At 47.5% G+C, this 8,881-nt stretch carries 4 protein-coding genes and 2 pseudogenes; 2 read left to right on the top strand and 4 right to left on the bottom strand.

The annotated features are described in order from the left end of the window. Nucleotides 1–241: 241 nt before the first annotated feature. From QZP87_RS06480 to QZP87_RS06490, 3 genes and pseudogenes are all read right to left on the bottom strand, one after another. Nucleotides 242–1,243, bottom strand: a pseudogene (locus QZP87_RS06480) (Rpn family recombination-promoting nuclease/putative transposase). A gap of 309 nt (nucleotides 1,244–1,552) precedes the next feature. Continuing rightward, nucleotides 1,553–1,822 (bottom strand): IS66 family insertion sequence element accessory protein TnpB, encoded by a 270-nt coding sequence (gene tnpB, locus QZP87_RS15550; protein ID WP_363330996.1) that lies wholly within the window; start codon nucleotides 1,820–1,822, stop codon nucleotides 1,553–1,555. Continuing rightward, nucleotides 1,816–3,102, bottom strand: coding sequence for a CBS domain-containing protein (locus QZP87_RS06490; RefSeq protein ID WP_291322109.1), 1,287 nt, complete (start codon nucleotides 3,100–3,102; stop codon nucleotides 1,816–1,818). The genes tnpB and QZP87_RS06490 overlap by 7 nt, the downstream gene beginning before the upstream one ends. A gap of 1,112 nt (nucleotides 3,103–4,214) precedes the next feature. Between QZP87_RS06490 and QZP87_RS06495 the strand changes: the two genes are divergently transcribed. Further along, the gene (locus QZP87_RS06495) at nucleotides 4,215–6,431 is read left to right on the top strand and encodes a SulP family inorganic anion transporter (protein ID WP_291322110.1); all 2,217 of its coding nucleotides are present in this window, start codon (nucleotides 4,215–4,217) and stop codon (nucleotides 6,429–6,431) included. 551 nt (nucleotides 6,432–6,982) lie between these two features. Here QZP87_RS06495 and QZP87_RS06500 read toward each other — a convergent pair. Beyond that, complete coding sequence (locus tag QZP87_RS06500; RefSeq protein ID WP_291322111.1) at nucleotides 6,983–8,398, bottom strand: ATP-binding protein; 1,416 nt, start codon at nucleotides 8,396–8,398, stop codon at nucleotides 6,983–6,985. A 252-nt stretch (nucleotides 8,399–8,650) separates the two neighbouring features. Here QZP87_RS06500 and QZP87_RS06505 point away from each other — a divergent pair. Further along, nucleotides 8,651–8,881: pseudogene (locus QZP87_RS06505) on the top strand (cytosolic protein); the annotation flags it as partial.

Below are 8,881 nucleotides of genomic sequence, written 5' to 3' on the forward strand. Positions count from 1 at the left end.
GGCTGATGCCTTTTCCTTGCGGGTCCTGCCCCGTGAAACAACGCTGAAAGCGTTCCTGCGGAGCAGGGTTTCACTGGGGTCTTATTCCCGCAAGGAAAAAACATGCTTCTTCAATCTCTTTCATCTGTGTCAATCTGCCTGCCCGGTGAAATAGACAAAGTCTCTAGCGCAGTGGATTTCACTGGGTGTGGTCTGTGGGCCAATAACTCTTTTCTTATCAGGGTTGCGGGCAAAGCCCGCGTTAGTTGAGAACCTTGTCTACCAATTGATCAAACTCTTCCACTGAGTTGACACGGTGTGTTTTTTTGAAGAGCATATTAAGGATATCTAAGGATTGAATGGATTTAATCTTTTCAGATAATGATTGTCCAACCACATCAAATTTTTCAGTTAGATTTTCAATGATAAACTGTTGAGCTTTTTTGATTTCACCTTGCTGCTCCCAGTAAGGTTTTCTTGTTCGCTCCACTCTTTCTTCTATTTCTCGTGCTGCTACACCTATCATTTCCTCACCCCCTGAAAAACGTTTGGTATGCTCAAGCAATCTTTGCTCTGGAATAGCACCAGATGCAAGAATGTATCTGACAACAATAAACAGGTAATCAGTCAGTTTATCGTTGTCGGGCAATTTCTCCAAAAGGTCATAAATGTCTTGAATCTTGGTATCCAGCTCAGGATAATATATATATTTCAAGAGCAGATGAAATATCTCCATTATGGTGGTCGTCTTGAATGAAGCTTCATCCATCTGCCCGATATCGTGCAGAATATTCTGGAATTGGGGAATGAAATCCTTGAAATGGTTTGATGGCAGCTGAAAAAGGTCCTCAAACTGAACCCTGAAATTCCACCTTTTATAACCATGTTAAATAACCACCGGGACAATAATTGGCAAGTGCTGGTCAAGTTTACCATCCACCAGAAGCCGCATCCATTTCTGTACCTGGTAATTCAGGGTCTGAAGTCTGGTAAACCTGTAAGGTTTGCTTTTATGTTCAAAAAGGAAATACAGCTCTAACTAATGGATTCTATTTATGAAATATAGCTTGGCTACCACATCTGAATAAAATTCTTCGAATTCCTCAGACAGATAGCCCTCTATATCAATCTCAATAATGGTCAGGTCCAGGTGCTTTTTGATTTCATCTGGCACATAGTGCTGGATGAAGTCCCGGACAAACTCTTCTCTGCTGAAGAAACTCTTAAAACAAAGGTCGTGTGGATTGGGAATATTCTTGCTCATATGTAACGTCTACCTGTACCAGGTTGTTTTTGCAAGATATATTTGAATCAGTCCGAGATTGTAACAGTTTAGCCCTTTTTAAGAAAAGCAGGGGACAGGCACCCCCAAACCTTTTTCTGAAGGATGATTGACAGGTTAAAAAAAGTGCGGGGAGAGCCAGTCCCCATGCCACATGCAAATGGCTAAACTGTTACCCGAGATTGAAAAAAATATCCAGATAATCCTTGTCAGTGTCCTTGATAGGTAAGCCGGGCAGAGCATTACGGGAAATGACGCATCAAGCTCCATGACTGCCTGCTTTGATGCAGGTCACTTGAAGCTTTGCTTCTCCAAACGCTTTTGCCACAAGAAAAAACCGCTTGTGTCACAGTACAGGATCTTGATGATGGTCCGCTGCCTGTTGCAGATGACAAACAGATGTCCGGAAAAGGGGTCATGCTCCAACTGAGCCTGGACCATGATGGACAACCCGTCTATGGCCTTGCGGTGGAGGATAAGCCTGAGCCAGTAAAAAAATAAGTGCCGGACTGTCCCCTGCGTCTTAAAAAAAAGAGCTGAACTGTTACCTTCTCTTAAAATTCATACATGTAAAGGATGATGGAAGACCTGGTGATTTCACCGGTCAGGACAGAATCCTGGACCACAGGCAGAAATCCGGTTTCAGAGCCGGCCATGAGCTCCAGGGCCTGCCTCACGGTCTGGTCAGGGGTTATTGTCTGGAGGTTTCTGTTCAGCATGGAAGTAACCGGCTGTTGCCACTGTTTCTGATTTTTGATTTTGTCCAGGAATTTTCTGCTGATCATTCCTAAGAGGACTGAATTTTCATCCACAACAGGTGCTGCTGAACGCCCTGATTCTACAAGCATCTGATCAGCTTTTTTCAGGGTGTCAGAACAAGACAGAACTCCTCTGGCCGGGGTCATGAGCTGTTTAACCAGAGGTTCGGAAATCTCGGTGCTGTTGATGATTTCAGCCAGCTCTTCCCGGACCTGTTCCACATCAGCCTTAAGAATGGCTGATCCTGCTCCTGGATGACCTCCTCCTCCCAGTCTGCGCATCAACGCGCCGATGTCCAGCTCACTGGCGCTGCCGCGGCCGATAACCGCGGTTTTGCCGGCATTCATGGGAAAAATACCGAAAGCAGCGTCCAGCCCCTTGATGTCCTTGAATTTGTTGACCACAGAAGGAAGCATGTTCAGGCCTTTATCCACCTGCTGGACGCATATTCCAATATTCAGACTGCCCGCGGACATTATATCAGATTCAGACAGCATCCTGCTGAACAGGTCAAGATGTCTGCTGTCCAGAGAGGCTTCCATATAGGCGGAGACCACATTCAGATCCGCGCCGTTTTCCAGCATGAAAGCAGCCATGGCCGCATCTCTGGGGGTGGTTCCTGGAAAGGACAGGGAACCGGTGTCATCATAAATGCCAAGCAAAAAAAGAGTGGCATGCACAGGGGAAAAGGCCAGGTCTTTTTTCCGGATTTCTTCCAGAAGAATGGTAACAGCTGCTCCTGTTTCCTCCTTGCAGACTGTCCCGGCTTCAATGCCTGACTGTCCCATGTGATGATCCCAGAGATCTATCTTCAGGTCTGTTTTTCCGGACAGTTCCTGCATGTTGTCCAGTCTCTGCCAGCTGGATGTGTCAGTGACCACCAGATGATCAATATCTGAAAGGTCAATGCTTTTTCTGGATACAAGCCTGAGCATGTCCCAGTGCACTGCCAGAAACTCTTTGACCATGGGCGATATCTGAGCGGGCATCACCCGTATATGCCCGGGATAGAGAAAAGAGGCTGCCAGCATGGAGGCCAGGGCGTCGAAATCAGAATTGGAATGAGTGGTTATGATTTTCATGTTGTTTTGCTTCGGTCAAAACAAGGGACAGGCAGCAGACCTGATCCTGACAGGGCATGCCGGAGGCGGCCATGGCCTGGAATATTTTAGGGATGTTCAAAATACCAATATGCCGTTTAGTGACCTAACCCTTGAAAGCCTGTTACAAAAAACAAGAATGTTTAGACAGAATTAACAGTATGGATTGCCTTTTGGCCTGGCTTCAGCATGTCACGCCTGTGGCGTGATTAAATTGCTCGCAGAGCAAGCCCGAAGGGCATTAAACTGGGAGCCAGGACAAAAATATTTTTATCTTAATCCATCTCTTAATCCTGCCTGCCCCGAAAAATGACCTTCCGGTTTTGGCAAATACAGCAAACACAGCCTGCAGTCCGAAATCAGATTATAGACTTAAACATTATTCTTGGCAATTATTTTTAGCCTGTTCCTGCCCCTGTTGTTAAACCCTTTGAGAAAGCAACCCTTTACTGGATCGCTAGTAACCATTCAGGGGGGCAGATACCGGCCAGGGGACATTCCCCGCGACACCTTTCCTGCAAAAATAAATAAAAACTACAAATGCTAAGTTGTGTGAACCTGCACAGATAGTACTTAGCGGGGACAGTCCCCTGGCCTTGTGCCAGTTATCAACACCGAGGATCCCCTGAACGGTTACGATCGCTATGATTCTATCTGGGAAATGTGCCGGAAACCTGGGCGAATGAATGTTCCCCCCTGCAGTTTGAATCTCAACATAGAAGCATTGTCGAGTCCCCAGCCGGTTTCACTGTAGCCTTATGATTCTGTTACCTCAGAGGGATGCACCCTTGTACGCTTACGTTGGAATCTCTGTATTTCAGAACTTGCTGTCTGGCTGACCGGTTTTACTCTGCTTGATCCTGCCTGTTTTTTTGAGTAAAAAAACTTCCTGATTATCAAACATATCCGGCAATGGTTAGAATTCTGGTGCCAGTAATCCTCACCGAGGACCCCCCTGAATGGTTACTGGTGATCAATGCAGGCTATATCGGCAAAAGTGCCTGTCCCCGGTGGCCGAGGCGATAATTTACACAAAGTGCCGCTGTAGTGTTACTGTCAGTCATGTATTTTTAACTCTCACAGTAAAGGAACAGATGCCAAATATATTTCAGGACCTGTCAGCTGATCTCAAGCCAAGGGTCTTTTTTCCGGCCGTGAGCATTGGTCTTATCCTGGGCCTGCTGGTTGTTATTCTGGAGATATCCTTTGCAGCCATGATATTTGCCGGTGAATTGAGTCACCTGGCCATCAGGGGAGCCGGCCTGACCCTGTTTGGCGGTTTTATTTGCTGTCTGGTGGTGGCTTTGACCAGTTCATTTAAGTCCAGCATCAGCGTAGCCCAGGATGCTCCAGCTGCCATCTTCTCCGGAGCTGCCGCCGCCATGGCCGCCCAGACCCTGACCGGTACCGGTGATATGTTCATGACCATTGTGGCCGGGCTTATGCTTTCCACCCTGCTGACCACTGTATTTCTGTTTCTTGTGGCCAGATTCAGGCTGGTCCATTTTTTCAGATATATACCCTATCCGGTTATCGGCGGGTTTCTGGCCGGTTCCGGATGGATTCTCAGTACCGGCAGCCTTGAGGTCATGCTTGGAGCCAAGCTGGATTTGCTGAATCCAGGAATGCTTCTGGGTGCTTCATCTCTGGTTCTCTGGCTTCCGGGCACTGCGCTGGCTGTAGTTCTTTTCAGCGTCCTCAGAAAATTTTCCCATTTTACCATCCTTCCTGCCGCCTTAATCCTGGGAGTGGCGGTTTTTCATCTTGCCCTTTTTCTTGCTGACATCTCCCTGGACCAGGCCAGGGAAGCCGGACTTCTGTTTGAAGCCCTGGGCACTGGCGGGCTGTGGCCGGTTTTCTCCTGGTCGGACATGACCACTGTCAACTGGCAGGCAGTGTTTTCTCAATTGCCTGTGCTTTTGACCATTCCCTTTATTGCCCTGATGGGGCTGCTTCTGAACATGAACGGTATTGAGCTGGCCTCAGGCAGAGAAATCCACATGAACAGAGAAATCATGGCCAACAGCCTGGGCAATTTTCTGGCCGGTCTGGGAGGATCTCATGCCGGGTACAGCGCCCTGAGTCTTTCCATGCTGGGTTTAAAAACAGGAGCCTACTCAAGAATTGTGGGTCTGACCGCGGCTGTAGTGATGGGGTTGACCCTTTTCTGGGGCGGTTTTCTGGTTTCAATTTTCCCCAAAGCTGTTCTTGGAGGTTTTCTCATGCTCCTGGGATTTTTTTTCCTCTGGGACTGGGTGGTGGAAAGCAGAAAAAAAATGGTCTGGTCGGATTATCTCATTGTCCTGGTCATTCTGGTTATTATTGCCTGGCTTGGATTTTTTCAGGGAGTCATGCTGGGTATTCTTCTGTCGGTTATCCTTTTTGTGGTCAGGTTCAGTCAGGTCCCTGTGCTGAGAAATGCTTCCTCAGGCCTTAATATCCAAAGCTCCAGAGTCAGACCTCTGCCTCATAAAAAAATTCTGCTGGAGCAGGCGTCCAGAATCAGGGTTTTCAGGCTGTCAGGCTATCTTTTTTTCGGGTCTGTAAATTCTCTGGTGGAAAATATTGATAAACAGATGCAGGGTGGTTCTGATAAATATTTTGCGGTCATGGATTTTTCTGATACCACAGGTGTGGATGTATCTTCTGTAAGCGCTTTTGTCAGGCTCATGAACAGACTTGGAAGTTACGGAGCAGAGGTGGTGTTCACCGGTGCTTCTCCGCTTTTTCTGTATCAGCTGAACCAGCACCTGGGCCTGCTGCACAGTCATGAGCACTTTAAATCCTTTCCAGAGCTTGACCATGGGCTGGAATGGGCTGAAGACAGGATCATTGAAGAGCAGTTAAGGCTTTTTGAAACAGGCGAAGACATCCATGCCCGGACCAGGCTGTTTGACTGCGTTGCTGATGAAATGCTCTGCAGGCTGGAACAGCTGGAACAGGCTGAAAAGGTTATGCATCAGCTGGATGATTATGCCGGCCATCTGCAGCTGGAAACAGACCAGGTGCTCATCAGACCTGGAGAGAAAGCAGGAGGAATTTACTGGATCCAACAGGGAAAGGTCCATGAAGTTCATCATGACGGGGTGAAGGAGATTTCAGGGGCTGAGTTCGGGCCTGGTGATGTCATCAACCTGAAGGGTTTTTTTCAGGATACACCGGTTCCCGGACTTTACAAGGCAGGATCAGCCTGCAGGATATTATATTTCAGCCGGGAAAACCTGAATTCTCTCCAGAAACATCATCCGGCAGGGGCTGCAATGCTTTACTCGGTCCTGCTCAAATCTGTGACTGCTCAGCCAGGTATTTGAGCGGCTGAATAGAGGCAGCGCCTGAACTGGACTATATTTTTCCGCCCTGGACGGGGGCCTCAGGCCTGTTTTACTGCCGGCTGCCAACTTTTCTGTCGTCTGGTGCCAACTTTTTTCCAGGTTTTCTTTCAGACCACTCCCTGAAAGTCTGGTTTGAGCGTTCTTGACCAGGGGAAGGACCAGCACCTTTTTAACTGCTGCGCCATGACGCCTGTGAGCTCGATCCGTACGGCCCCGGCCACTGGTATCACCAAGCAATTTCCAGTTGGAAGCCAGATAGCAGCCTCGTGTGAAAACGCTGCCTGTCTACAAGAGTCTCCACCAGCAATGGTTCAAGACCATAACTGCTCAAAAATGGCTGCCCTGGAATTATAAAGACAACCTGCCCAGCCAGTAACCATTTGCCCCCAACCCGGATACCCGACCTTTGCCCTGTAACTTTCATGCCTCCAAGGCAAAGGTCTGGCCAGGTATGTACCTGCCGACCTCTCTTAAGCTGCTCACTGCGCATCCAAGCCCACCCGCCAACTGGTTCCAAAATTTTTTTGCACTTACGCAGTTCTGCCGGAAGGACACCAGGAAAGGGACGCCAGGTGCACATTGTCCTGACTTCGGGCCAGGTCCATCATGGCTTCGGTAAATCCGGACTGGCTGAAGAAAACATAGTGTTTTTCAGAGGCGTCCGGCAAAGGAACGTTTTGTGCCTTTTCCATCAATTGCCGGTAAACATCTGCATCCACAGGTGCGGCAGTATACTTGCACTCACCTAATACAGCATGCTCCCGGTTCTCAGTGACGCCCAGAAGATCTATCTCCACATCCTTGTCCCACCATCTGCCTGCCTGGATCAGCTTAATATGCGGCGATTTGACAAGCCCCTTCTGCATAAGCCGCTGCCTGCATATGTCTTCGTACACAAAACTGACATGACTTGACCTGAATTGATCTTTGATCTTTTTAATAACTACTTCAGTGCTCTCAATCTCCAGGTAGCTTCTATAGGGATGGACGAATCTGAACCAGAAACTGATGAAATTGTCTGTAATTCGATACAGGCCTTTTTTGCTTTTTTCCGGGTTCTTTTCAGTGATGGGAACTTCTCTGACAATGAGATCCAGTTCCTGCAGGGTTTTGAGATATTTTGTCAGCCCGGACTGGTTCATGCCCAGGGCAGAGGAGATCCTGCCCAGCTTTCTGTTGCCGGCTGCAATGGTTTTGATCAGGGAAAAGTAAGTTCCAGTTTCGCCGAATTCTTTTTCCAGTAAAAAAACCGGCTCTTCAAATAAAAAGCTCTGCCTGGACAGAATATTTTTTTCTATGGCCTGGAAGATATCCGCGGCTGGTGTAAACAGTTCAATATATTTGGGCACCCCTCCGGTCACAGCATAGTACTCGATGAGGTTGATGCGCTCAGGGTGTTTGAAAAAGAGTCCATAATCCTGATATGCAATCTGATCCAGCCTGATCTGTCCGGTCCGTCTTCCATACAGGGGACTGGAATAGGAGAGAGCCTGCTCCACCATCATGCCCACGAGAGAGCCGCAGAGGATGACCATGGACCTGGATCCGGCCAGCATCTGATCCCAGATTCTCTGGAAAATGGAAGGAAAAGATGTCCGGGCCTTGCCCAGGTATTGAAATTCATCAATGGCAATGATCTTCTTTTTTTCCGGCTGGTGCTCATTAAGCACGGAAAAGATTTCATCCCATTCCAGAAGGACATCTTTTTTAAGTAAGGTGTTATGTGTGAAATCCGAGACTGCGTGTTGAAAGTTTCTCCTGTTTTCCCGTTCTGATTCCTCTGTAGCCAAAAAATAAAAAGCGTTTTTTTCCTGAATGAATTGCTTGATCAGGGTGGTTTTGCCTATCCTTCTGCGACCATAAAGGATTACCAGCGAGGCCCTGTCCTGAGCAAACTCATCCTCAAGGAATTGAATCTCTTTCTTTCTACCAATAAAAATTGACATTTAGACATTATATTTTACAAAGTTACGTCTGTCAATTATAATAATTCATTTTATTATAAAATTTTTTATTTTTTTCCCATGGACAAATGACCCTGACAAGGAAAGCCTGGCCTGGTTTGATCATACTGGCGAATACAAATATCTTGACCCCCAAGCCCGAAACGCATTATATGATAAGTACGATACGAAATATTCTAGCGATTTAAGCAGGCGGGATTGAGCCGCCACAGCTAAAAATTTGAGGTAGAACCTATGAGCGATGAATACGACAGCCCTTGGAAAATAGCACTGGAAAGATATTTCCCGGAATTTATGGAGTTCTATTTTCCTGAAATTTTTGCTGACATTGACTGGGGTTCAGGGTATGATTTTCTAGACAAGGAACTACAGCAGGTGACCAGGGATGCTGAACTCGGACGCAGGCATGTGGACAAGCTGGTGCGGGTACGCAGGTTGAGTGGAGATGAAGGCTGGGTATGCGTA

The sequence above is a fragment of the Desulfonatronospira sp. genome, from assembly GCA_003563255.1.
Classification (GTDB): domain Bacteria; phylum Desulfobacterota; class Desulfovibrionia; order Desulfovibrionales; family Desulfonatronovibrionaceae; genus Desulfonatronospira.